Annotated in this window: 20 protein-coding genes; 6 read left to right on the forward strand and 14 right to left on the reverse strand. The window is 71.9% G+C overall.

Going from position 1 to position 22,750, the window contains the following annotated elements; all coding sequences use genetic code 11:
• The first annotated feature begins 114 nt into the window (after positions 1-114).
• Positions 115-1,719 (forward strand): alpha/beta hydrolase, encoded by a 1,605-nt coding sequence (locus ACIBN2_RS00980; RefSeq protein WP_399131930.1) that lies wholly within the window; start codon positions 115-117, stop codon positions 1,717-1,719.
• Between the two features lie 74 nt (positions 1,720-1,793).
• Here the strand turns inward: ACIBN2_RS00980 and ACIBN2_RS00985 are convergent, their stop codons facing one another.
• The 6 genes from ACIBN2_RS00985 to ACIBN2_RS01010 all read right to left on the reverse strand — a co-directional run bounded on the left by ACIBN2_RS00985 (position 1,794) and on the right by ACIBN2_RS01010 (position 9,394).
• Positions 1,794-2,522, reverse strand: coding sequence for a lysophospholipid acyltransferase family protein (locus tag ACIBN2_RS00985; protein WP_399131931.1), 729 nt, complete (start codon positions 2,520-2,522; stop codon positions 1,794-1,796).
• A gap of 263 nt (positions 2,523-2,785) precedes the next feature.
• Entirely contained in the window at positions 2,786-4,015 is a 1,230-nt protein-coding gene (locus ACIBN2_RS00990) for a PP2C family protein-serine/threonine phosphatase (protein WP_399132857.1), read from the reverse strand.
• A gap of 68 nt (positions 4,016-4,083) precedes the next feature.
• Positions 4,084-6,576 (reverse strand): SpoIIE family protein phosphatase, encoded by a 2,493-nt coding sequence (locus tag ACIBN2_RS00995; RefSeq protein WP_399131934.1) that lies wholly within the window; start codon positions 6,574-6,576, stop codon positions 4,084-4,086.
• Between the two features lie 126 nt (positions 6,577-6,702).
• Positions 6,703-7,923, reverse strand: a complete 1,221-nt coding sequence (rocD, locus tag ACIBN2_RS01000) for an ornithine--oxo-acid transaminase (RefSeq protein WP_399131935.1) — start codon at positions 7,921-7,923, stop codon at positions 6,703-6,705.
• Positions 7,920-8,744, reverse strand: a complete 825-nt coding sequence (ddaH, locus tag ACIBN2_RS01005) for a dimethylargininase (protein WP_399131937.1) — start codon at positions 8,742-8,744, stop codon at positions 7,920-7,922. Before ddaH ends, rocD begins: the two co-directional genes overlap by 4 nt.
• 152 nt (positions 8,745-8,896) lie before the next feature.
• Positions 8,897-9,394: an Lrp/AsnC family transcriptional regulator gene (locus ACIBN2_RS01010; protein ID WP_399131938.1), complete on the reverse strand. Its 498-nt coding sequence runs from the start codon at positions 9,392-9,394 to the stop codon at positions 8,897-8,899.
• Between the two features lie 77 nt (positions 9,395-9,471).
• Between ACIBN2_RS01010 and ACIBN2_RS01015 the strand changes: the two genes are divergently transcribed.
• From ACIBN2_RS01015 to ACIBN2_RS01030, 4 genes are read left to right on the forward strand one after another with little or no spacing between them, the layout of a single operon-like run.
• Complete coding sequence (locus tag ACIBN2_RS01015; RefSeq protein WP_399131940.1) at positions 9,472-10,221, forward strand: LytR/AlgR family response regulator transcription factor; 750 nt, start codon at positions 9,472-9,474, stop codon at positions 10,219-10,221.
• Between the two features lie 2 nt (positions 10,222-10,223).
• Positions 10,224-10,586 carry a hypothetical protein gene (locus ACIBN2_RS01020; RefSeq protein WP_399131941.1) on the forward strand — a complete coding sequence of 121 codons (363 nt, stop codon included), beginning with the start codon at positions 10,224-10,226 and terminating at the stop codon, positions 10,584-10,586.
• A 12-nt stretch (positions 10,587-10,598) separates the two neighbouring features.
• Positions 10,599-12,311: a cation acetate symporter gene (locus tag ACIBN2_RS01025; RefSeq protein WP_399131942.1), complete on the forward strand. Its 1,713-nt coding sequence runs from the start codon at positions 10,599-10,601 to the stop codon at positions 12,309-12,311.
• Complete coding sequence (locus tag ACIBN2_RS01030; protein ID WP_399131943.1) at positions 12,308-13,570, forward strand: sensor histidine kinase; 1,263 nt, start codon at positions 12,308-12,310, stop codon at positions 13,568-13,570. Before ACIBN2_RS01025 ends, ACIBN2_RS01030 begins: the two co-directional genes overlap by 4 nt.
• 3 nt (positions 13,571-13,573) lie before the next feature.
• On the opposite strand, the gene ACIBN2_RS01035 is transcribed toward ACIBN2_RS01030, so the two are convergent.
• From ACIBN2_RS01035 to ACIBN2_RS01065, 7 genes are all read right to left on the reverse strand, one after another.
• Positions 13,574-13,747, reverse strand: coding sequence for a hypothetical protein (locus tag ACIBN2_RS01035; protein ID WP_399131946.1), 174 nt, complete (start codon positions 13,745-13,747; stop codon positions 13,574-13,576).
• Between the two features lie 13 nt (positions 13,748-13,760).
• The gene (locus ACIBN2_RS01040) at positions 13,761-15,608 is read right to left on the reverse strand and encodes a protein kinase (RefSeq protein WP_399131947.1); all 1,848 of its coding nucleotides are present in this window, start codon (positions 15,606-15,608) and stop codon (positions 13,761-13,763) included.
• Positions 15,609-15,635: 27 nt separating this feature from the next.
• Entirely contained in the window at positions 15,636-16,949 is a 1,314-nt protein-coding gene (locus ACIBN2_RS01045) for a DUF6777 domain-containing protein (protein ID WP_399131948.1), read from the reverse strand.
• Positions 16,950-17,133: 184 nt separating this feature from the next.
• Entirely contained in the window at positions 17,134-18,084 is a 951-nt protein-coding gene (locus tag ACIBN2_RS01050) for a cytochrome c oxidase assembly protein (protein ID WP_399131949.1), read from the reverse strand.
• Positions 18,085-18,187: 103 nt separating this feature from the next.
• Positions 18,188-19,213 (reverse strand): 6-phosphofructokinase, encoded by a 1,026-nt coding sequence (locus ACIBN2_RS01055; protein WP_399131950.1) that lies wholly within the window; start codon positions 19,211-19,213, stop codon positions 18,188-18,190.
• 165 nt (positions 19,214-19,378) lie between these two features.
• Complete coding sequence (locus tag ACIBN2_RS01060; RefSeq protein WP_399131951.1) at positions 19,379-20,107, reverse strand: type 1 glutamine amidotransferase; 729 nt, start codon at positions 20,105-20,107, stop codon at positions 19,379-19,381.
• A 17-nt stretch (positions 20,108-20,124) separates the two neighbouring features.
• Positions 20,125-21,363: a MurT ligase domain-containing protein gene (locus tag ACIBN2_RS01065; RefSeq protein WP_399131953.1), complete on the reverse strand. Its 1,239-nt coding sequence runs from the start codon at positions 21,361-21,363 to the stop codon at positions 20,125-20,127.
• A gap of 111 nt (positions 21,364-21,474) precedes the next feature.
• On the opposite strand from ACIBN2_RS01065, the gene def reads away from it, so the two are divergent.
• Positions 21,475-22,020 carry a peptide deformylase gene (def, locus tag ACIBN2_RS01070; protein WP_399131954.1) on the forward strand — a complete coding sequence of 182 codons (546 nt, stop codon included), beginning with the start codon at positions 21,475-21,477 and terminating at the stop codon, positions 22,018-22,020.
• Here def and ACIBN2_RS01075 read toward each other — a convergent pair.
• Positions 22,017-22,658, reverse strand: a complete 642-nt coding sequence (locus tag ACIBN2_RS01075) for a TetR family transcriptional regulator (protein WP_399131955.1) — start codon at positions 22,656-22,658, stop codon at positions 22,017-22,019. The genes def and ACIBN2_RS01075 overlap by 4 nt on opposite strands.
• Positions 22,659-22,750: the final 92 nt, after the last annotated feature.

Genomic DNA, 22,750 nt, shown 5'->3' on the forward strand with positions numbered 1-22,750 from the left:
ACGGCCGTCTCCGTTTATCGGATTGGTAAAGAACGTAAACGCCCCCTGTTCTCAGGCAGTTCACAGCCGACAGGATCCCTGTACCGCCAAAGTGACGTATGGGGAGGGTCAAACTTGAGGCGAATGAGACCGAACAGGCGGGTGACCGCGCTCGGCTCGGCCGGCGCGCTCGTCACCGCCACACTCATAGCCGGCGCTGTCGCGGCGCCCAGCGCAAGCGCGAGCGCGAGCTCGCGGGGCGGGCAGGACCGCGAGGCCCGCGGTGCCGCCATCGCCGCCCAGCAGGCGGCCAAGACCGGTATCGACTGGGCGGACTGCCCGGCCGACTGGGGGCTTGCCAAGCCCATCCAGTGCGGCTGGGTGAGCGTGCCGGTGGACTACGCCAAGCCGTACGGCAAGAAGATCAAGCTCGCGGTCGACCGCATCGGCAGCACCGGCACGAAGGACGAGCGGCAGGGCTCACTCGTCTACAACCCGGGCGGACCGGGTGGTTCCGGACTGCGCTTCCCGACCCGGGTCACCAGCAAGAACCCGGTGTGGGCGAACGTGGCCAAGGCGTACGACTTCGTGGGCTTCGACCCGCGCGGTGTCGGCCACTCCGCGCCCATCTCCTGCATCGATCCGCAGGAGTTCGTGAAGGCGCCCAAGATGGACCCGGTGCCGGACAGCGAGGCGGACAAGCTCGCCCAGCGCAAGCTGGCCCGCGAGTACGCCGACGGCTGCGCCGAGCGGACCGGCAAGGCGATGCTCTCGCAGATGACCACGCCGAACACCGTGCGCGACCTGGACGTGATCCGTGCCGCGCTCGGCGAGAAGAAGCTCAACTACCTGGGCGTCTCCTACGGCACCTACATCGGCGCCGTCTACGGCACCATGTTCCCCGGCCATCTGCGCCGGATGATCGTGGACAGCGTGGTCAACCCGTCGCGGGAGAAGATCTGGTACCAGGCCAACCTGGACCAGGACGTCGCCTTCGAGGGCCGCTGGAAGGACTGGGAGGACTGGGTCGCCGCCAACGACGCCGCCTTCCACCTCGGCACCACGCGGGCGGCGGTCCAGGCGAAGTGGCTCGAGCTGCGCGCCACCGCCAAGAAGAACCCGATCGGCGGGGTCGTCGGCCCGGCCGAGCTCATCGGCTTCTTCCAGAGCGCTCCGTACTACGACTCCGCATGGGTGCCGATCGCGACGGTGTTCAGCAAGTACGTCGCCGGCGACACCCAGGCGCTGATCGACGCCGCCGCCCCGGACATGTCCGACACCGCGGGCAACATCTCCGCGGAGAACGGCAACGCGGTCTACACGGCGGTCGAGTGCACGGACGCCAAGTGGCCCACCAGCTGGCAGAAGTGGGACCGCGACAACACCGCGCTCAACAAGAACTACCCGTTCATGACCTGGGCCAACGCCTGGCTGAACCTGCCGTGCGCCACCTGGCCGGTGAAGCAGCAGAACCCGGTGAACGTCAAGACGGGCAAGGGCCTGCCGCAGGTCCTGATCGTGCAGTCCACGCGTGACGCCGCCACTCCGTACGACGGCGCCGTCGAACTGCACCACCGCTTCAAGGGCTCCCGCCTGATCACCGAGAAGGACGCGGGCTCGCACGGTGTGACCGGCCTGGTCAACCCGTGCATCAACCAGAAGGTGGACGCCTACCTGGTGGGCGGCAAGCTGGACGCCGCGGACGTGACCTGCACCCCGCACGCCACGCCCAAGCCGTAACCGGCACTCGTACGACGTGAGGGGCGGCCGGAGATCTCCGGCCGCCCCTCATCCGTGGTCGCGCTCGACTCGCCCTATCCCAGCGGCATGCGCGGGAACCGGCGCTCCTTCGCGGCCTTGTCCGCCGCGGTCTGTTCCGCCTTGACGACGGCCGCGTACTGGTCGACGTACTCCTGCTCGGACAGCGTCAGGATGGCGTACATGATCTCGTCGGTGATGGCCCGCAGGATCGCCTTCTCGTTCTCCATGCCGGCGTAGCGGGAGAAGTCCAGGGGCTTGCCGAAGCGGATGACCACGGGGTGGCTGTTCGGGATGACCTTGCCGGGCGGCTGGGCCTCGAAGGTGCCGATCATCGCGCAGGGGATCACCGGGACCTGGGCCCGCAGTGCCATCACCGCGACGCCGACCTTGCCCTTGTAGAGGCGGCCGTCGTGCGAGCGGGTGCCCTCCGGGTAGATGCCGAGCAACTCGCCCTTGCTCAGCACGCCGAGGCCCTCGCGGATCGCGGCCTGGCCCGCCTCCTTGCCGGTGCGGTCGACCGGGATCTGCCCGGCGCTGCGGAAGAAGGCCGCGGTCAGCCGGCCCTTGATGCCGGGTCCCGTGAAGTACTCCTTCTTCGCGAGGAAGGTGATGCGGCGCTTGAGCATCGCCGGCATCAGGAAGTGGTCGGAGAAGGACAGGTGGTTGCCGGCGACGATGGCCGGTCCCTCCGCCGGTACGTTGTCGAGACCTTCGATTCGGGGCCGGAAGAACAGTCTCAGCAGGGGTCCCAACAACACGTATTTGAGTACGTAGTAGAACAAAGGGGTCGCTCCTCACTCCGGCGGATTCGCCAGGGCCGCCTCGTTCCAGCAGGTCAACCGGCGTGTCGTGGGGTTGCCAGTGTATGTGCAGGCGCAGTTCGCCGGAACACGGCTGACGCCGCTTCGGCGCGTGTGGGGACAACTGCCGCACCAGCCTCCAGTTACCGACCGGTAGACAGCAACCCGATGCCGCATCATGGCGCGATCACGCTCAACTGCTGGCGTACGCACGGCTCTTGTGTCCGCACGGACCCTCTGCTCGCTCACAGCCGCACGATGACCAGGGCGGTGTCGTCGGTGGCACCCCCCGGCGGCAGCAGCTCCAGGAGCACCGCGTCGGCGAGGGTCTCGGGGTCCTCGGTGCGGTGGCCGGTGAGAGCGTCGGCCAGGCGGTCCAGGCCGGTGTCGATGTCCTCGCCTCTGCGCTCGATCAGGCCGTCGGTGTACAGCACGAGGATGGCGCCCTCGTCGTAGCGGATGCCGGCCTGGGGCCGGGGTATGGGGTCGAAGCGGGCGTCGAGCGGCGGGTCGGTGGCCTGGTCGAGGAACTCGATGCGGCCGTCGGCGTGGACGAGGACGGGCGGCGGGTGCCCGGCGCTGCTGTAGGTGATGGTGTGCTCGTCGAAGTCGATGAAGGTCGTGACGGCGGTGGCGGACTCGGCGCCGTCGACCACGTGCGCGTACCGGCCCAGGACGTTCAGCGCCTCGGCCGGTCCCGCGGCGACGCGGGAGGCCGCGCTCAGGGCGCTGCGCAGCTGTCCCATGACCCCGGCGGCCGGGAGGCCGTGCCCCACCACGTCGCCCACCGCCACGCCGATGCGGTTGCCGCCCACCAGATCGACGACGTCGTACCAGTCGCCGCAGACGTTGAGCGCGCCGACGGCGGGGCGGTAGCGCACGGCGGCCTGATGGTGGCCGACCTGGCGGCGGGCGGGCAGCATCGCCTCCTGCAGCGCGAGGGCCACCTCCCGCTCGCGGGCGTGGGCCTGACGGAGCCGCTCGTTGAGTTCCTGCAGCTCGCGCGCGCGGGTGTACAGCTCGGCCTCGAGCACCCGGGACCGGCTGCCGGTCGGGCCGCCCCGCGCCTTGATCAGCTCGGTGACCTCCTCGACGCGGTGCACCAGCAGCACCACATTGCCGTCCGGGTCGCACACCGGGGCGTTGACCGGGCTCCAGTAGCGCTCGTCCCACTCCCCGGGCCGGTCCGGGTCCTCGACGTCGTAGCGCTGCAGCGCCATGGCGTCGCGCTCGCCGGTCTTCAGCACCCGCTTCAGTGAGGCCGCCAGGTTGCGCATGCCGGACGCGGCCGCGTCGTTCGGGTTGTCGGGGAAGACGTCGAACAGGTAGCGGCCCACCACCTGCTCGCGGGTGCGCCCCGCCATCAGCAGGAACTCCGCGTTGGCGTCCGCGTACACCAGTCCGGGTGTCAGCAGCGCCACCATTCCGGGCAGGCACTGGAACACCGCCGCATAGTCGATCGCCTCATCGTCCATGGCCACCGCCTTCACCGCCTGGTTCACGCCATTTTCTCGCGTCATGCGACATTTGCACCGCGTGTCCGTCAGTCCGCGGGAGCCTCCAGGGACTGCTCCGCCCAGATGACCTTTCCCTCCGGTACGAAGCGGGTGCCCCAGCGCTGGCTGAACTGGGAGACCAGCAGCAGCCCGCGGCCGCCCTCGTCCGTGGCGCGCGGGTGGCGCAGATGGGGTGCGGTGGCGCCGCCGTCGGAGACCTCGCAGATCAGGGCCGCGTCCTTGATCAGGCGCAGCCGGATGGGGCCGGTGGCGTACCGGATGGCGTTGGTGACCAGCTCACTGACCACGAGCTCGGTGGTGAACGCGAGTTCCTCCAGGCCCCACTCGGCCAGCTGCCGGGCGGCCTCCTTGCGGGCGTCGGCGACCAGGGCCGGGTCCGCGGGCAGGTCCCAGTCCGCGACCTGGTCGACGCCCAGGAGCCGGGTGTGGGCCATCAGCAGGGCCACGTCGTCGTGCGGCCGGGCCGGGACCAGGGCGTCCACCACGGCCCGGCAGCGCAGCTCCAGCGCGCGGGACGGCGGTGCCCCCGCGTGAGGTGGTTCGGTCGTGGGGGGCCGCTCCAAGGCCTCGCGCAGCCGCTCGCGGTCCGCGTCCACGGCCCAGTCGCGGTCCTCGCGGGCCAGCAGCCCGTCGGTGTGCAGGGCGATCGTGCTGCCCTCAGCCAGGGCCAGCTCCACCGCCTCGAAGGGCGGGCCGCCGGCGCCGAGCGGCGAGCCCTGCGGGAGGTCGACGAAGGTGACGGTGCCGTCGGGCAGCACGACGGCGGGCGCGGGATGGCCGGCGGCGGCCATGGTGCACTGCCCGTCGACGGGGTCGTAGACGACGTAGACACACGCGGACCCGGCGACCTCGACGCCCTCGGCCACGTCCGGCTCGACGCCCTCCTCGCGGGCCGTGCGCGCCACCAGGTCGTCGAGGTGCGCGAGCACCTCCTCCGGCGGCAGGTCCAGCGCCGCGAGCGTGCGTACGGCGGTGCGCAGGCGGCCCATGGCCGCGGCGGCGTCGATGCCGTGGCCCGGGACCTCGCCCACGACGAGGGCGACGCGCGCTCCGGACAGCGGGATGAGGTCGTACCAGTCGCCGCCGAGGCCGGTCAGCTCGTCGGCGGGCCGGTAGCAGGCGGCCACCTCCACCGCGTTCTGCTCGGGCAGCCGGCGAGGCAGCAGGCTGCGCTGCAGCACCAGCGCGGCATCGCGCTCGCGGGTGTAGCGGCGGGCGTTGTCCACGCAGACGGCCGCACGCGAGACGAGGTCCTCGGCCAGGCTCAGGTCGTCCGCGTCGAACGGCTCCTGACGCCGGCGCCGGAAGAACGTGGTGATGCCCAGCGTCACGCCCCGCGCGCGGATCGGCACGATCATCACGGAGTGCAGGCCCAGCTCCAGGAAGGTCGCCGCGCGCCCGGCGGCCGGGCCGGCCGCCCAAGCCGTGGCGAGCGGGTCGAGCCGCTCCTCGAGCCAGGAGCTGCCCATGCTCAGACAGCGGATCGGCGGTGACCCGGAGAGGTACCTGGCCACGTCGCCGATCTCCACGACGGCCTCCGGGACGCCCGTGTTCACCGACTGGTGCCCGGCGCGGCGCAGCGGCACGCGGTCCGAGACGCTCAGCGGCCCCGGCGTGAGCTCCGCACCCCGCAGCACCGAGTCCAGCAGGTCCACGGAGACGAAGTCGGCGCACTCCGGCACGGCCACGTCGGCCAGTTCCTGCGCGGTCCGTACGACGTCGAGGGTGCGGCCGATGCGCTCGCCCGCCCGGTCCAGCAGGGCGAGGCGCTGCCGGGCGCGGTGCCGCTCGGTGACGTCGACGACCGTGTAGTACACGCCCATCGGGCGGCCCTGCTCGTCGTCGAGCCGGGCGAAGGACAGCATGTGCGCCGTCTCCCGGTGCGGCGCCGCCCGCACATGGCCCACCTGCTCGTAGTCGAAGACCGGCTCACCCGTCCGCAGCACGTGCCGCATGCGGTCCTCGATGCCCTCGGCGTTCATGCCGGGCTGGATCTCCGCCACGCGCCGCCCGAGCCGGTCCCGGGCGGAGCCGCCGCCGAACTGCTCCAGCGCGTCGTTCGACCACACGCACCGCAGCGTCGTGTCCACGATCGCTATGCCGACCGGTGAGGCCGTGACCATCTGCTCCAGCACCGAGCGGCTCATGTCCCAGCCCGGCGCCCCGGCCATGTCGGAGACGAGTGCGAGCCACCGGGTGGCGCCGCCGGGGTCCGCGGCCGGGGTGACCCGCACCATGACCCGCAGCCGCTGCCCGCTCTTGCGCCGCGCGGTCAGCAGCCCCGCCCAGCCGTCGTCCCTGCGGCAGCGCTCGGCCAGCTCCGGCAGGCGCGCGGCGTCCTCGGCCGCCAGCAGCCCGGTCACCCTGGTGCCCACCACTTCGGCGGGCGCGTAGTGCAGCAGCCGCTCGGCGTCGCGTGTCCAGCTGATCACCACGCCCTGTGCGTCGAGCAGCAAGGGCACGGCATCGGCCACGTCGAACCGCTGCCGGGCGACGTCCTGCTCCTCTTGAGTGCCCACGGCCGACCTCTCTGTCGCTGAGAGTGGTCTACCACTACTTGTCCCAGTCTTCACCCTTCGGGCATCTCGTGGAGGAATCCGCGCGGGAGAAGCGTGGGGGGCGGCACCGGGCCGCCCCCCACGGGGTCACGGGACCAGCACCCGCTCCAGCGCACCCAGCGCCGACTGCAGCTCCTGGGTCGTGATCGTCAGCGGCGGCGCCAGCCGGATCGTCGAGCCGTGGGTGTCCTTGACCAGGACGCCCTCGCGCATCAGCCGCTCGCTGATCTCGCGTCCGGTGCCGATGGCCGGGTCGATGTCGACGCCCGCCCACAGGCCCCGCGCGCGGAAGCCGGTGACGCCCTTGCCGGCGAGGGCGGCGAGGCCGCCGCGCAGCACCACGCCCAGCTCGGCCGCCCGGCGCTGGAACTCGCCGGTCTCCAGCAGCTCGACCACCGCCGTGCCGACCGCGGCGGCCAGCGGGTTGCCGCCGAACGTCGAGCCGTGCTCGCCCGGGCGCAGCACGCCGAGCACGTCCCGGCGGGCGAGAACCGCGGAGACCGGCACGATCCCGCCGCCCAGCGCCTTGCCCAGCAGCAGGACGTCGGGGACGACGCCCTCGTGCTCCACGGCGAGGGTGCGGCCCGTGCGGCCGAGCCCCGACTGGATCTCGTCGGCGATGAACAGGCAGCCGTTCCGGCGGGTCAGCTCGCGTACGCCGGTCAGGTAGCCCTCGTCCGGGATGACGACGCCCGCCTCGCCCTGGATGGGCTCGATGAGCACGGCGGCCGTCGTCTCGTCGACCGCCGCCTCCAGCGCCGCCAGATCGTTGTACGGCACGATCCGGAAGCCCGGCGTGAACGGGCCGAAGCCCGCCCTGGCCGTCTCGTCCGTGGAGAAGCTGACGATCGTCGTCGTACGGCCGTGGAAGTTGTCCGCGGCGACCACGATCGTCGCCCGGTCCGCGGCGACGCCCTTGACGTCGTAGGCCCACTTGCGGGCCACCTTGATGCCGGACTCGACCGCCTCGGCGCCGGTGTTCATCGGCAGCACCATGTCCAGGCCGGTCAGCGCGGCCAGCCGCTCGGCGAACCCGGCCAGCTTGTCGTTGTGGAAGGCGCGCGAGGTGAGGGTGAGCCGGTCCAGCTGGTTGTGGGCCGCCTCGATCAGCGCCGGGTGGCGGTGGCCGAAGTTGAGCGCCGAGTAGCCGGCCAGCATGTCGAGGTAGCGGCGGCCCTCGACGTCCTCCACCCAGGTGCCCTCCGCACGGGCCACCACGACGGGCAGCGGGTGGTAGTTGTGCGCCAGGACCGGCTCCTCGGCACGGATCAGGTCGGCGGACGAACGGGTGGAAACGGGAGCGGTCATGAACGGATCTCCTGGGTGCAGCACTTGATGCCGCCGCCTGCCTTGCGGAACTCGGACAGGTCGACGGGTACGGGGACATAGCCGCGGTCGGCGAGCGTGGAGGTGAGCGCCTCGGCCTGGGGCGCGATGAAGACGTTGCGGCCGTCGGACACGGAGTTCAGGCCGAAGGCCAGCGCGTCGTCGAGGGTGGCGAGCACGGCGTCCGGATACAGCCGCGCCAGCACCTCGCGGCTGCCCGGCGAGAACGCCTCCGGGTAATACGCGACGTTGTTGCCCTCGGCGGAGTCGTCCAGCACGAACAGCGCCGTGTCCAGGTGGTAGAAGCGCGGGTCCACCAGGGTCAGGCTGATCACCGGGTGGCCGAAGAACTCCTGCACCTCGCGGTGCGCCTCGCGGGTCGTGCGGAATCCGGTGCCGGCCAGGACGTAGCGCCCTGTCCAGACCAGGTCGCCCTCGCCCTCGCAGACGGACTCGGGACGGTGGACGGTGAAGCCGGCCGTCTTGAACCACGTGTCGTAGTGCGTGGACTCCGGGCGCCGCTCGGGCGCGTGGAAGAGGGAGCCGAAGACGCGGCCGTCCACGACGACCGCGGAGTTCGCGGCGAAGACCATGTCCGGGAGGCCGGGGGCGGGCTCCAGGGCGTCGACCGTGTGGCCGTGGGCGCGGTAGGCGTTCATGAGCGCCTGCCACTGCGAGCGGGCCAGGTCGACGTCGGGCTGGGTGTCGGGATGCATCCAGGGGTTGATCGCGTACTGCACGGCGAAATGTCTGGGTTCGCAGACGAGGAAGCGCCGCCGGCGCGGCACACGGGAGTCGGACACAGAGGGGTTCCTCCGCTTCCTGAGCGTCACTGAGGGTTGACACCAAGGTAGGAAGTGACGAGGACGCGCGACAAGGAACAAGAATTGCGTGTCTGCGCAGGAATGCTGCGTCTTTGGCCGGTCGCACGCAGCGCTGCTGCGTACTCGGACGCCTATGCGGGCGGCGCCTCGGGCGCGGGCTGGGTGGCGCCCGCCTCGGGGCTCTCCGGCAGCAGGTGGGACAGCACCATCACGCTGATCGTCTTGCGGATGAACGGCTCGGTGCGGATGCGCTCCAGCACCTCCTCGAAGTGCTCCACGTCCCGCGCCCGCACGTGCAGCAGCGCGTCCGCGCCGCCGGTCACCGTCATCGCCGCCGTGATCTCCGGGTGGTTGCGCACCACCTCCGCGAGCCGCCGCGGCGGGGCCGCGCCCTCGCAGTACACCTCGACGTACGCCTCCGTGCGCCAGCCCAGCGCGGACGGTTCGACCGTGGCCGTGAACCCCGTGATCACGCCCGTGTCGCGCAGCCGGTCGACGCGTCGCTTGACTGCCGTGGACGACAGCCCGACGGCCGCGCCGATCTCGGCGAAGCTCGTCCTGGCGTTGCCCATCAGCGCGGTGATGATCTTCCGGTCGAGGTCGTCGAACGGCGCGGGCCTGCTGTTCATGCCCGCACTGTATCCAGCGGGAACGTCCATGCCCGGCACATGTCCAGCCGTCCTGATTCCACCTAGACTCCGGGTTCATGCTGCGCGCCCTCGCCGTCGACGACGAACGCCCCTCGCTGGAGGAACTGCTCTATCTGCTGCACGCCGACCCTCGCGTGGGCAGCGTGGAGGGCGCCGGAGACGCGACCGAGGCGCTGCGCCGCATCAACCGCGCGCTGCAGTCGGGGCCGGGCGGTCCGGAGGCGATCGACGTGGTCTTCCTCGACATCCACATGCCCGGCCTGGACGGGCTCGACCTCGCGCGGCTGCTGAGCGGGTTCGCGAAGCCGCCGCTGGTCGTCTTCGTCACCGCCCACGAGGACTTCGCCGTGCAGGCCTTCGACCTCAAGGCCGTCGACTACGTCCTCAAGCCCGTCCGCAAGGAACGCCTCGCGGAGGCCGTGCGCCGGGCCGCCGAACTCACCGGCGCCGCGCCGCGCATCCCGGTGCACGAGCCCGACCCCGACCACATCCCCGTCGAACTCGGCGGCGTGACCCGTTTCGTGTCCGTCGACGACATCACCCACGTCGAGGCCCAGGGCGACTACGCCCGCCTCCACACCGACAAGGGCAGCCATCTAGTCCGCATCCCGCTGTCCACCCTGGAGGACCGCTGGCGCTCGCGCGGCTTCGTCCGCATCCACCGCCGCCACCTCGTCGCCCTGCGCCACGTCGGCGAACTGCGCCTGGACGCGGGCACGGTGAGCGTCCTGGTCGGCGGCGAGGAGCTCCAGGTCAGCCGCCGCCACACCCGCGAGCTGCGGGACCTGCTGATGAGGAGGCCGTAGCCGTGCCCGGCCAGGACCCCGCCGAGCGGCGCGTCGTCGTCACCGGCCCGCCCCGCCGCGCCCGCAGGGCCTTCGGCTACTACCGCCCGCGCACCGAGATCGACGAGCAGACCACCCTCGGCCACACCTACGTCCGCTCCCTGATGCGCAGCCAACTGCGCGCCGGGCTGGCCGTGTTCGCGTTCCTCGTGCTGCTGATCGGCCCGCTGCCGCTGGTGTTCGCCGCCATGCCGGACGCCCGCCGCCTGGAGTGGGCGGTCCTCGGCTTCTGCCTCTACGCCCCGCTGGTCCTGCTCGGCCTGTGGTACGTACGGCGCGCCGAGCGCAACGAACGGGACTTCGTGCGCCTCGTCGAAGACCGGTGACGCGGTGGGCCGATGAACTCCAGCTACGCCGTCCCCGCAGTCGCCCTCGTCGTCGTGGCCACCGTCCTCGTCGGCGCGTTCGGCCTGCGCATCTCCCGCACCACCTCCGACTTCTACGTCGCCTCCCGCACCGTCGGCCCGCGCCTCAACGCCGCCGCGATCAGCGGTGAATACCTCTCCGCCGCCTCCTTCCTCGGCATCGCCGGCCTGGTCCTGGTGCAGGGCCCCGACATGCTCTGGTACCCGGTCGGCTACACCGCCGGCTATCTGGTCCTGCTGCTGTTCGTCGCCGCCCCGCTGCGCCGCTCCGGCGCCTACACACTGCCCGACTTCGCCGAGGCCCGGCTCGCCTCCTATCCGGTACGGCGGCTGGCCGGAGCGTTCGTCGTCGGGGTCGGCTGGCTGTACCTGCTGCCCCAACTCCAGGGCGCCGGGCTGACGTTGACGGTGCTGACCGGTGCGCCCCAGTCGCTCGGCGGGATCATCGTGGCGTTCGTCGTGGTCGCCACCGTCGCCGCCGGCGGCATGCGCAGCATCACCTTCGTGCAGGCCTTCCAGTACTGGCTCAAGCTCACCGCCCTGCTCGTCCCCGCACTCTTCCTCGTCCTCGCGTGGCAGGGCGACGGCGCGCCCCGCCACGCCTTCGAGGAGCCCGCCACCTTCCGCGAACAGCGCGTCGTGCGCGTCGGCGACAGCGTCGACCTGACCCTGCGCGGCCCGCTGACCGTGACGGCGAGCGGCACCATCGACGGCCGTAACCGTGACGACGAGCAGGTCCAACTCCCCGCCGGTACGCACCACATAGCGGCCGGCACCCGGCTGACCTTCGCCAAGGGCGCCCCCGTCCCGGCGGCGGACCGCGGCACCGGCGGCGGCATGTCCACCTCGCTGGAGTCGAGCCGCGAGGAACGCCCGCTGTACGCCACGTACGGGCTGATCCTCGCCACCTTCCTCGGCACGATGGGGCTGCCGCACGTGGTCGTCCGCTTCTACACCAGCCCGCACGGCGTCGCCGCCCGCCGCACCACGGTGGCCGTGCTCGGCCTGATCGGCGCCTTCTACCTGCTGCCGCCCGTGTACGGCGCCCTCGGCAGGCTCTACACCCCCGAACTCACCCTCACCGGCGACGCGGACGCCGCCGTGCTGCTGCTGCCCGACCGGATGATCGGCGGCGTCGGCGGCGACCTGCTCGGCGCGCTGGTGGCGGGCGGGGCCTTCGCCGCGTTCCTGTCCACGGCCTCGGGGCTGACCATGGCCGTCGCGGGCGTGCTCACCCAGGACGTCCTGCCGACGCGCGGCGTACGGCACTTCAGGCTCGGCACGGTGCTCTCCATGGCCGTGCCGCTCGCCGCCAGCGTCATCGTGGGCGGGCTGCCGGTCGCCGACGCGGTCGGCCTCGCCTTCGCGGTGTCCGCCTCGTCCTTCTGCCCGCTGCTCGTGCTCGGCATCTGGTGGCGCCGGCTGACCCCGCCGGGGGCGGCCGCCGGGATGCTGATCGGCGGCGGCTCCGCGTTCGTGGCGGTCGCCGCCACCATGGCCGGCTTCCCTGCCACGGGCCCGCTGCACGCCCTGCTCGCCTGGCCCGCCCTCTGGTCGGTGCCGCTGGGCTTCCTCACGATGGTGCTGGTGTCCCTGGCCACGCCGGGGCGGGTGCCGACCGGGACGGAGGCGATCCTGGCGCGGTTCCATCTGCCGGAGCAGCTGCGGGCGGAGGTGAAGGCATGAGCGGATTCCTGGCCGGGCTGTGCGTGGCCGTCCTGCCGCTGCTGGCCGCCGGGTTCTGGCTCGGCCGGCGTACGGCCCGCCCGGAGAGCCTCGGGGGTCTCGGCACCCCCGTCGAGCACGCCACCTTCGAGACCCTGCACACCGCCTCGCTCGCGGCGCCCCCGCTGCGGGCGGGCCTGACGGAGGAGACGGCGCGCAAGGCCGCGCGCAGGCTGCGCACCCTGCTCGGCACGGACGCGCTGTGCCTGACCGACCGGAAGGAGGTCCTGGTCTGGGACGGCGTCGGCGGCCACCACCGCACCGAGATCATGGAGCGCCTGGCCGGACCGCTGGAGAGCGGCCGCGGCGAGGCCTTCCGGCTGACCTGCGACACCCCCGACTGCCCGGTGCGCTGGGCGGTCGTCGCCCCGCTCACCGTCGACGACAGCGTGCACGGCGCCCTCGTCGCCTGCGCGCCCCGCGAGTCCGCGGTGCTCGTCCGGGCGGCCGGGGAGGTCGCCCGCTGGGTCTCCGTCCAGCTGGAGCTGGCGGACCTGGACCAGTCCCGGACCCGGCTGATCGAGGCCGAGATCAAGGCCCTGCGCGCGCAGATCTCCCCGCACTTCATCTTCAACTCACTCGCCGTGATCGCCTCGTTCGTCCGCACCGACCCCGAACGCGCCCGTGAACTCCTCCTGGAGTTCGCCGACTTCACCCGCTACTCGTTCCGCAGGCACGGCGACTTCACCACCCTCGCCGACGAACTGCACGCCATAGACCACTACTTGGCACTGGTCCGGGCACGCTTCGGCGACCGCCTCTCCGTCACCCTGCAGATCGCCCCCGAGGTGCTGCCGGTGACCCTGCCCTTCCTGTGCCTCCAGCCGCTCGTCGAGAACGCCGTCAAGCACGGCCTGGAGGGCAAGGCGCTGCCCGCCGGCAAGAGCCGTATCAGCATCACCGCGCAGGACACGGGCGCCGAGGCCCTGGTCGTCATCGAGGACGACGGCGCCGGCATGGACCCCGCCCTGCTGCGCCGCATCCTGGCCGGCGAGGTCAGCCCGTCGGGCGGCATCGGCCTGTCCAACGTCGACGACCGGCTCCGCCAGGTCTACGGCGACGACTACGGGCTCGTCATCGAGACCGCCGTGGGAGCGGGCATGAAGATCACCGCCCGGCTGCCCAAGTACCAGCCGGGCGTGCACCCCGCCGGGCGGATCACCCAGGACCTCGCCGACGACCTTGCCGAGGACCTCCCCGCGGACCTCTCCGGGCAGTGAGCCTCAGGCGCTGCTGCGGGTGGCGATCATCCCGAGGGTGAGCACGCCCAGCACGACCCAGCCGAACCACAGCCAGCCGTTGGAGCCGAGCGCCACCGTGTAGGCGGTCACGACGACGAGACCGCCGACGGTGAGCGCCCCCATCGTCTTCGTGGAACTGTCCGTGGAACCGGGCATCGCAACACCCTCCTCAGGATTCGTTCCCCTCCATGGTGCCCCCGTTCTGCCTCCGCACGGTGCACACGACGAAATGCGTGCCCGACTTCCACGCTCCGGCGCTGGTCCAGGAGCCCGAGGTGTAGAGCGAGGGGTCGAAGCCGTAGTCGCGCGGCGGCACGTCCTTCGCGCACGCCGAGTCCGACTCCGTACGGGCCCGGGCGAGCGTGACGCCCTTGCCCAGCCGGGTGAAACCCAGCACCTGCTCGTCGTGCGGGCCGGAGCAGGACACCAGGTGGGCGTCCCGGTTGGTGCGGGTCTCGAGGCAGTCCCGCCGCTGCATGTTCGCCGTGTCGGCGAAGGCGGCGCCGGCCTTGCGGTGAGCGTCGAGCGGCCCGTACACCGGCCCGTGGGCGCCCAGCACCAGACAGGCGGCGCGCCGCCCCGCGGCCTGGAAACCGCCGTCGCTCGGCACGACGGCGATGCTGCGCACATCCGCCAGCCGCTCCCGGACCTCCTGCGTCCGCTCCTCGCACCGGGCCGGCCCCCGCTTGCGCGCCTCCTCCGCCGAAGCCGCCGTCACGAAGGCCATCACCTGCCCGTCCGGCGGCCCGTCCGAGCAGGCGGTGACCAGGCGCAGCCGGGGCGTGCCCCGGAAACGGGCCGAGTCCGGCCAGTCCGCGAGCACACAGTCCCCGTCCCTGAGCGGCTTGGCGAGCCCGACCGCAGTGCCGTACGGCAGCGCCTTCGCACCGCTCCCGCCCGAGCCCTGGTGCGCCGTGGCGTACCAGACCCCGCCCAGGCCGAGCACCAGGCCGAGCGACGCGGCGAGGGCGGCGCGCAGGGCGCCGGGCAGCTCGCGGCGGCGGTGCGCGGGCGCCTGTCTGCGCACGACGACCGGCCCGGAGCCGTCCGGGACGGGCCCGGGCGGGGGCGGGGGCTGGGCGGACGCCACCGCGGCCCACGGCGGCTGCGAGCCGAGGTCGGTCTGCGTCCTGGCGTAGGAGTCGGCCTGTGGCGTCACGATCCGCGACAGGGCCGCCTCCGCCTCGGTCGCGGTCGGCCGCCGTCCCGGGTCCTTGGCGAGCAGGTTCTGCAGTACGGGGCCCAGCGCGCCGGCGCGCCGGGCCGGCCGGGGCTCCTCCATCACCACCGCGGTGACCTCGGCGAGGTTGGACTCGCGCTCGAAGGGGCCGCGCCCCTCGACGCCGTAGTACAGCGTGCAGCCCAGCGAGAACAGGTCGGCGGCCGGGGTGGGCGACCCGCCCGTGGCGCGCTCCGGCGCCAGATAGCCCGAGGTGCCCACCAGCACGGACGCCATCGTGTACCGGGTCTCGCCGGCGTCCGGCTGCACCGAGATGCCGTAGTCGGTGAGCAGGATGCGGCCGTACGGCGCCCCCGTGCGGTCCGGAGCGAGCAGGATGTTCGCCGGTTTCACGTCCCGGTGCATCACGCCCCGCTCGTGCCCGGCCGTGAGTGCGTCGAGAACGGCGAGCCCGAGGCGGGCGCACTCCGCGGGTGCGAGCGGGCCGCGCGTGGCGACCAGCTCCTTCAGGTCGACGGCGCCCGCGACGTACTCCATCACGATCCACGGCAGCCCGTCGTGCTCCAGTACGTCGTGCACCGTCACCACGTGCGGATGGCCGCGCAGCCCCGCCGCGTGCCGGGCCTCCGCCCGCGCGCGGGCGACCCGGGCCTCCCGCTCCTCGCCGCTGGGCTCCGCGTCCCGGAAGAAGATCTCCTTGAGCGCGACCTCGCAGGCGAGTCTCTGGTCGTGGGCGAGCCACACATGCCCCATGCCGCCGCTGCCGAGCCGGTTCAGCAGCAGATAGCGGCCGGCGATGACCCGGCCCACTCCCGACGTCGGTGATCCTGGATGCATCCGGTGACTCCCGGGTTGTGCGGTGCGCTAGGTGATCGCGGCGGAGGCGGGCCCGGAGGACGCGGGCTCACTCGTGGCGGGGGCGCTGCTCGCCGGCTCGCTGCCGGCGGGCGCGCTCGTGGTGACCGGGACGCTGGGCGGCGGCGCGCTGCTCGTCACCGGGTCGCTCGGTGGCGGCGGCGCACTGCTGGTGACCGGGGCGCTGGAGCTCGTCGTGACCGGCGGAGGTGAACCGACCGGCGGACCCGACGTGGACCCGGAGGACGACGTCCCGGGCCCGCTGCTCGTCGGGTGCGAAGGTGACGACTGCGGTGACGACCGCGGTGGTGTGGACGGCTGGGACGCCGAGGACGACGGGGGAGTGGCCGACCCGCCGGACGGGGTCCCCGACGTGCCGGACGTCCCACTGGACGGGCCGCTCGACGTCCCTCCGGACGGGCTTCCCGGTGTCCCCCCGGACGTGGTTCCCGACGCACCCCCGGTCACGCTCAGCGTGACGTACGCCCCGAACCCCAGGCCCGTCCCGGCCGGCGGATCGGACGCGGTGACCCGTGCGTCGTCGGGCGGCCGCTGCTTCCCGGCGTACCCGACCGCCAGCCCCTCGGCGGCCAGTTGCCGGCTCGCGTCCCCGAACGGGCTCCCCATGACATCGGGCACCGCCCGCCGCTCGGCAGCGTCGAAGGTCCTGTCCCGCGCGCCGGTCGTGCCCACCGGCCGGTCGATGCCCCGGCCGGGACGGCGGACGTCGACCAGAGCGAGTTGCTCCATTTCCCGGGGCGCGGGCCGCACGGCGACGACAGAGGAACGCTCATATCCGTGCCACTTCTTGTTGCCGTCCCCGAACTTGACCGAAATCCGATTCGTGTCATCCGTGAAGGGGCGGAGCGGATTTCCGCACGAGCACTTCACAGCCGGAAGTCCCCGTTCGTCGACGAGTACGGCGATTCCCGTCTGGAGCAAGGAGTTGAAGGGGGTGGCTTTTCCCTTCTTGTAGTCGTGATTCACCACGAGGGTGTCGTGACGCAGGAGAACAGGAGTGAGCCGGTCCAGATATCCCGGAATCCGGGCCGTGCCGATGTCCAGTGCGTCGGCCCACGCCTGCGCCTTTCGGCGGTTGGCGGGGTCCGTGAGAAAGACCTTGAGCCGCTTGACGTCGCAGATCGTCGGCTGCCTCGTGCCCCCGTACAGACCGGGCGTGCCCCCGTACAGACCGGGCGTGTCCCCTTGCTGCAGGCTGCCGTGGACGGCCTGCGACCTGATCCCCTCGGCGTCATGACCCAGGCCGCTCTTCTCGTCGAAGAACGGCGCGAGAGAGGGAACTCCCGCGGCCACCGCCTTCACGAGCAGCAGCGGCGTACTTCGATCACATCCGCTGAGCGCCAGTACGAATACGAGCAGGACGGCGATCTTTCGAATCGCCGATTTCCCCGCTCCTTGCATAAATGCGCGAAGTGTCATCACCGCTCCCCCCGGCGGTTCCCCCGATGCACTTCATGCTACTGAATGGCGCCGAAAGGCGGAGCCTTCACCTGCCGCGTGCGTTCAATGAGGCCAAATAGGCGTTGTATGCCTCGAGTTCCTTGTCGCCGTCGCGGTCGGCCGCCCGGTCCGTGCGCCGGGCCTGCCGCTGCTCGGAGCCGTACCACTGGAACAGCAGGGCGAGCAGCACCAGTACGGAGGGGACCTCGCTGAACGCCCAGGCGATGCCGCCGGCCGCGGTCTGGTCGGAGAGGGCGTCGATGCCGAGCGAGGCGGGCGGGTTCTTGAACGTCTCCACCATCGGCGTCGACGCCATCATCAGCGCGATGCCGAAGAAGGCGTGGAACGGCATGCCCGCGAACAGCTCCAGCATCCGCATGAGGTAACCCGGGCGCTGCGGGCCGGGGTCGACGCCGATGATCGGCCAGAAGAAGACGATTCCGACGGCCAGGAAGTGCACCATCATCGCGACATGCCCGGTCTTCGACCCCATCAGGAAGTCGAACAGCGGGGTGAAGTACAGCGCGTACAGGCTCGCGATGAACAGCGGGATGGTGAACGCCGGGTGCGTGATGATCCGCATGTACCGGCTGTGCAGCAGCATCAGCAGCAGCTCACGCGGTCCCTTGCGGCCCTTGCCTGCGGTCGGCAGCGCGCGCAGGGCCAGCGTGACCGGGGCGCCGAGCAGGATCAGGATCGGCGACAGCATGCTGATGATCATGTGCTGCACCATGTGCACGCTGAACATGACCATGCCGTAGTCGTTGAGCCTGGTGCACATCACGAGGCCGATGGTCAGCACGCCGATGACGAACGAGACCGTCCGCGCCGGGGACCACTTGTCGCCGCGCCGCCGCAGCCGCACCACGCCGTACACGTAGAGGGCGAGCCCCACCAGGCAGGCCACGAGGAAGAACGGGTCCGCCGACCACTGAAGACCCCGCCCCAGCGTGAACGGCGGCAGATCCATGGTCATGCCGTGACCGCTGTGATCCATCCAACGGCTCCTGATTCGTGGGGGTTGTGCAAGTTGTCCGAACCAGGGTATGACCGACCCCGGCCACGTCCGTGACCGGGGTCGGCACTATCTGTTCAGACGGCTAAAGCACGCACTCCGCCTCGTCGTACCGCTCCACCGGCACCGTCTTCAGCGTCTCCACCGCCTCGGCGAGCGGCACCATCACGATGTCCGTCCCCCGCAGCGCGGTCATCCTGCCGAACTCCCCACGGTGCACGGCCTCCACCGCATGCCACCCGAACCGCGTGGCCAGCACACGGTCGTACGCGGTCGGCGTACCGCCCCGCTGGACGTGCCCGAGGATCACCGGCCGCGCCTCCTTCCCCAGCCGCTCCTCCAGCTCGATGGAGAGCTGGCGGGCGATCCCGGCGAAGCGCTCGTGGCCGTAGATGTCCTTGCCGCCCTCGTCGAACTCCATGGACCCGGCCTTGGGCTTGGCGCCCTCCGCCGCCACGACGATGGCGAACCGCTTGCCCGCCTCGAAGCGCTCGCCCACCTTGCGGGCCAGCTCCTCGATGTCGAAGGGCCGTTCCGGTACGACGATGGCGTGGGCGCCGGCCGCCATGCCGGAGTGCAGCGCGATCCAGCCGGTGTGGCGGCCCATGACCTCCACGACCAGGACCCGCTGGTGGGACTCGGCGGTGGTCTTGAGCCGGTCCAGGGCCTCGGTGGCGACACCGACGGCCGTGTCGAAGCCGAAGGTGACGTCGGTCACCGCGATGTCGTTGTCGATGGTCTTGGGGACGCCGACGATCGGCAGCCCGCTGTCGTACATCAGCCGGGCCGCCTTGAGCGTGCCCTCGCCGCCGATGGGGATGATCGCGTCGAGCCCGAGCTCCTCTACATGGCCCTTGGCCCGCTCCACGCCGTCGCGCAGATGCGAGGGCTGGACCCGGGAGGAGCCGAGGATGGTTCCGCCGCGGGCCAGGATGCCGCCCACCGCGTCGAGATCGAGCTTGAGGTAGTCACACTCCAGGAGGCCCTTCCAGCCGTCCCGGAAGCCGATGACCTCGTCGCCGTGGTCGGCCACGGCGCGGTGCACGACGGACCTGATGACGGCGTTCAGGCCGGGGCAGTCGCCGCCGGACGTGAGGACACCAATGCGCATAGCCCGAAAAACCTTCTCCAACGTGGCCGGGACCGGACCACGCTGTCCGGCTCGAACCCCGCCACCCTAACGGCAGAGGGGGGCGGGGCCGCACTGTACGTCCGACTGCTGGACGACCCCGCTCACCTGTGCGGACGCGCCGTCAGACGGGCTGGTTCCGAGTGACTAGGCGGGCTGCTGTGCCGACGCGATGCGTTCGTTGCGCAGCGCCTCGTACCAGCGGTCGTCGGTCGGGGGCAGCGCGTTCACGTCCAGCGCGAGCTTCAGCAGCAGGTCCGCGATCTGCGGGTTCCTGGCCAGCACGGGTCCGTGCATGTACGTGCCGAAGACCGTGTCGTTGTACGCGCCTTCGGTGCCGTCGCCCGTGCCGTTGCCGTTGCCCATGCGCACCTGGGCGAGCGGGCGGGCGGTCGGGCCGAGGTGGGTGACGCCCTGGTGGTTCTCGAAGCCGGTCAGCGGCGGCAGACCGAGGCGCTGGTCGATGTCGCCGAGCACGTCACCGACGCAGCGCTGGCCCTCGCCGCGCACCGAGACCACGTCGAGCAGGCCGAGGCCGGGCTCGCGCTGGCCGAGGTCGTTGATGAACTCGTGGCCGAGGATCTGGTAGCCGGCGCAGACCGAGAACAGGATCGCGCCGTTCTCCGCGGCGCGGGTCAGGCCGCCGTCGCGGCGCAGCCGCTCGGCCGCGAGCCGCTGCGGACGGTCCTCGCCGCCACCGATCAGGTAGATGTCCCCGGAGGTGGGGATCGGCTGGTCGCTGCGCACGTCGAGCCGGGCCACGTCGAGGCCCCGCTGCCGGGCCCGGCGCTCCACGACCAGGACGTTGCCCTGGTCGCCGTAGGTGCTGAGCAGGTCGGGGTAGACCCAGACGACCCGCAGGCTGTTGTCGCTCACTTGTGTCCCCTGAGGTGTCAGTTGCCGACGCGGCGGCGCAGGTCCTGGAACGCGGTGTAGTTGGCGATGACCTCGATACGGCCCGGCGGGCTCGCCTGCACCGCCTGGTCGAGGTCCTCGCAGACCTGGAACTGCTGGTTCGCGACCTCCAGGCGCACCGCGAGGTCCAGCTTCCGGTCGCCGATCACGCAGATCGGGTGGCCGGTCAGGCGCGTGTAGTCGACGTCCCACAGCCAGGAGGTGTCGGTGCCGTCGGCGCCGCGCGCGTTCACGGAGAGGATCACCGGGGTCGGCGGCGGGTCGATCAGGCTGAACGTTTCGAGCCAGCCGGCCGGGTTCTTCGCGAGCAGCAGCCGCAGGTCACGCTGCTGGAACTGCACGACGTCGTAGCGTCCGGCCACGGCCTGCACCTGGTACATGCGCTCCAGGGCGACCTGCGGCGGCACGCCGAAGACGGCGGCCACGGCGGCGGAGCTGGCGGCGTTGGCCTTGTTGGCGCGGCCGGGCAGCTGGAGGTGGATGGGCCAGGCGGACCCGTGCGGGTCGAGGACGTGGTCGCCGGACAGGGCCCAGCTGGGCGTCGGGCGGCGGAAGCCGCACTCGCCGCAGAACCAGTCGTCGCCGGGCCGCTGCATCACGCCGCCGCAGGACGGGCAGGACCAGGCGTCGTCCTTCCACATCTGCCCGGCGGCGACCCAGATGACGTTGGGGGAGGAGGACGCGGCCCACACGACGAGCGGGTCGTCGCAGTTGGCGACGATCACGGCCTTCGATCCGGCGAGCCCCTCACGCCAGTTCTCCGCGAGCATGCGGGTCTCGGCCGCACGGTCGAGCTGGTCGCGCGAGAGGTTCAGCAGGGCGATGCACTTGGGGTCGGTGTCCCGGGCGACGCCGGCGAGGTACTTCTCGTCGACCTCGATCACGCCGTACCGCGCGTCCGAGCTGCCCGCGAGGGCCGAGGTGATGCCGGCGGGCATGTTGGCGCCGAGCGCGTTGGAGACGACCGGGCCCGCTGCCCGCAGCGCCTCGGCGATCAGCCGGGTGGTCGTGGTCTTGCCGTTGGTGGCGGACACCAGGACGACGTCCAGGTTCTGCGCGAGGCGCGCGAGGAGGTCGGGGTCGAGCTTGAGCGCCACCCGGCCGCCGATCACCGATCCGCTGCCGCGCCCCGCGGCGCGCGACGCCGCAGCGACCGCCTTGCCCGCGGTCACGGCGAGCTTGGCCCGCGGCGAGAGCGGGTCCGAGTTGCCTGACATCAGTTCTCGATCCTCCTTGCGTACGCGCCGCGCTCCTGCCTGACGGCAACGTGGTGGTGGTCAGCCTATCGAGATCCATTCGCACTCCCGAATCGCCGTACCCTTGCGGCCATGCGAAACAGCTTCATCCCGGGCACCCGCGGACGCGTGAGACCCCTCGCCCTGCACGGTGACCCGCGGCTTCACGCCCCCTGTGCGGAGGTGACCGACTTCGGACCCGAACTGGCGTCCCTGGTGGAGGACTTGTTCGCGACGATGTACGCGGCGCAGGGAGTGGGCCTCGCCGCCAACCAGGTGGGGCGGTCCCTGCGGGTGTTCGTCTACGACTGCCCCGACGACGATGACGTACGGCACCTCGGCCACGTGGTGAACCCGCGGCTGGTCGAGGCCGACGGAGTGGTGCTGCGGGGGCCGGAGGGCTGCCTGTCCCTGCCAGGTCTCGAGGCGGGGACGGAGCGCTACGACCATGCGGTGGTCGAGGGTGTCACGGTGACCGGGGAGCCGGTCACCGTGCACGGCACGGGGTTCTTCGCCCGCTGTCTCCAGCACGAGTGCGACCACCTGGAGGGGCGGGTCTACGTGGACCGCCTGGAGGGGTGGCGGAAGCGGAAGGTGCTGCGCCAGGTGGCGAAGGCCGCCTGGGGCGAGCGGGGTTAGAAGCCCGGGCCGCCGACCTTGTCGCCCGCCGCGGCCAGTCTGCCCCACAGCAGGTCGGCCAGGATGCGCACCAAGTCCGCGCGCGAGCAGGGGCGTTCGTAGAGCCACCAGTCGCCGGCGGCGTGCATCATGCCGACGATCCCGTGGCCCCACACCCGGGCCAGCTGCTGGCTCTCCGGTCCGAGGTCGAGGCGGTCCTCGATGACCTGGGCCAGCTCCTCGCCCATCCTGCGCAGCAGCGGGGCGGAGTGCTGGCCGACGTCGAAGCCCTGGTCGCTCTGGGAGCCCTCCGCCGGATGCATGAGGAACCGGTAGACCTGCGGACGTGCCTCGATTGCGGCGAGATAGGTGTCCAGCGTGGCCTCGACCCGGTCACGTCTGTCGGCCGGTGCGTCCAGGGCCGCCCGCAGTGAATCCAGCAGAGCGTCCGTGTGGCGCGTGGCCAGCGCGGCGTAGAGTCCGCCCTTGTCACCGAAGTGCCGGTACAGGATGGGCTTGGTGATGCCCGCCTCGGCGGCGATCGCGTTCATCGAGGCCTGCGGCCCGTCACGCAGCACCACCCGGTCCGCGGCCTCCAGCAGTTCACGCCGACGTCGGTCTGCGGACCGCTGTTGCTCGGTCCGCTGCGTGGTGTCCATGAGCTCTCCCCACCCGTGCTGTTTCGGTGACGCCTGCGCAAACTAACACCCAACATGCCCTCTGCATCGAACTGGCTGCCGACCGTCATCGG

Source organism: Streptomyces sp. NPDC050534 (assembly GCF_044457745.1).
GTDB lineage: Bacteria > Actinomycetota > Actinomycetes > Streptomycetales > Streptomycetaceae > Streptomyces.

Coding starts and splice junctions, on each gene's coding strand:
- ACIBN2_RS00990 (WP_399132857.1), bottom strand. CDS start 4,015: ATGGACGATGAGGCGATCGACTATGCGGCGGTGTTCCAGTGCCTGCCC.
- rocD (WP_399131935.1), bottom strand. CDS start 7,923: ATGACCGCTCCCGTTTCCACCCGTTCGTCCGCCGACCTGATCCGTGCC.
- ACIBN2_RS01010 (WP_399131938.1), bottom strand. CDS start 9,394: ATGAACAGCAGGCCCGCGCCGTTCGACGACCTCGACCGGAAGATCATC.
- ACIBN2_RS01015 (WP_399131940.1), top strand. CDS start 9,472: ATGCTGCGCGCCCTCGCCGTCGACGACGAACGCCCCTCGCTGGAGGAA.
- ACIBN2_RS01025 (WP_399131942.1), top strand. CDS start 10,599: ATGAACTCCAGCTACGCCGTCCCCGCAGTCGCCCTCGTCGTCGTGGCC.
- ACIBN2_RS01030 (WP_399131943.1), top strand. CDS start 12,308: ATGAGCGGATTCCTGGCCGGGCTGTGCGTGGCCGTCCTGCCGCTGCTG.
- ACIBN2_RS01035 (WP_399131946.1), bottom strand. CDS start 13,747: ATGCCCGGTTCCACGGACAGTTCCACGAAGACGATGGGGGCGCTCACC.
- ACIBN2_RS01040 (WP_399131947.1), bottom strand. CDS start 15,608: ATGCATCCAGGATCACCGACGTCGGGAGTGGGCCGGGTCATCGCCGGC.
- ACIBN2_RS01050 (WP_399131949.1), bottom strand. CDS start 18,084: ATGGATCACAGCGGTCACGGCATGACCATGGATCTGCCGCCGTTCACG.
- ACIBN2_RS01055 (WP_399131950.1), bottom strand. CDS start 19,213: ATGCGCATTGGTGTCCTCACGTCCGGCGGCGACTGCCCCGGCCTGAAC.
- ACIBN2_RS01065 (WP_399131953.1), bottom strand. CDS start 21,363: ATGTCAGGCAACTCGGACCCGCTCTCGCCGCGGGCCAAGCTCGCCGTG.
- def (WP_399131954.1), top strand. CDS start 21,475: ATGCGAAACAGCTTCATCCCGGGCACCCGCGGACGCGTGAGACCCCTC.
- ACIBN2_RS01075 (WP_399131955.1), bottom strand. CDS start 22,658: ATGGACACCACGCAGCGGACCGAGCAACAGCGGTCCGCAGACCGACGT.